Consider the following 1231-nt stretch of genomic DNA (forward strand, 5'->3'; position numbering starts at 1 on the left):
AAAAGAACACACTATGAATTACGAAATGAGGTGATCTAGTGAAGACAACACCGAACTATGGCCTGAAGTTGCCAGGCGAGAATGACTTTTACAGCGTGGGCGACTTTAATGATAATTTTAATGCCGTTGATGCGGCGTTGACCGCTGCCAAGGAGCATGCAAATAAAAAGGTAGCTAACATCAAAGTGCCCGTAAAGTCAGTCAACGGCAAGACGGGCGATGTTAGACTGACTGCGGCGGATGTCGGGGCCGAAACGCCAACAGGAGCGCAGGAAAAAGCCGATGATGCGTTGGTCGGGGCCAAACGATACACTGATATTAATCTCCGTACAGTCATGATGGAGGTAACGAGTACTATAAGAAATTTCGACATACTCACAACTCCGGGTTACTACCACATCGGTGATATAAATGAGTATAAAAACGGACCGACTAACAGTGAGTTAGGCTGGAGTTGGTCGATCCTAAAAGTTTTTAGCACGACAAGAGGGTACGTAGCGCAGGAATTAACAGAAATTGTACACGGGCGACAGATCAAGCGCGTGCGGACTGAGAAAAAGTGGTCACCGTGGTTGCTTATCCCCGACGAGAGGGATTACAACGAGCTAAAAACTAGCGCCAAGGAATACGTAGACAAAAAGCAGTGGCAACGCCATAAGGTTACCGCTGATGACGGTAGTGCAACTGTCGTCACTGACCTCAATGCCGATCTATCAACAGGTTGGTATATGGCGGGGCCAGGTACGGTCGGTACGCCACACGAGGGCTGGTGGTTTTATGTAGAGGTGATCCGCCGTGACGAGAAGTATTGTGTGCAAAATGCCTACAATTTGGACAACAGGAATCACTACTGTCAGCGACAGAAATGGGGCGGAAATTGGTTACCATGGTCGCAAGACCTTTTTCAAGCGGAGGCAAACGCCAAGAAACACGCCGATCAAAAGGCTTCGCAAGCGGAGGCTAACGCAAAAGCCCATGTTGACGGTATGCCATGGCAACGCCATAAGGTTACCGCTGATGATGGTGCAGCAATTGATATTTCAGGTCGTGACCTAAACACTATAGTAAAAACTGGGTTTTATAAGGGTGCGAAGCTAGGTAATGCGCCTAGTCCACTGCTCCTGCGTGATGGTTGGGGTTACGTGGAGGTCATTGCGCATAACCCCGAATGGGTACTACAAAAGGTTTACGGTTTATATGCAAACCAATTTTATATGCGCAGACTTACAAA

Annotated in this window: 1 protein-coding gene; it reads left to right on the forward strand. The window is 48.0% G+C overall.

Translation table 11 applies throughout. The annotated features are described in order from the left end of the window. Nucleotides 1-38: 38 nt before the first annotated feature. Nucleotides 39-1231: pyocin knob domain-containing protein (locus PPOP_RS15455; RefSeq protein WP_006287488.1), on the forward strand; the 1193-nt coding region annotated here is incomplete at its 3' end.

The organism is Paenibacillus popilliae ATCC 14706, assembly GCF_000315235.1.
GTDB lineage: Bacteria > Bacillota > Bacilli > Paenibacillales > Paenibacillaceae > Paenibacillus_B > Paenibacillus_B popilliae.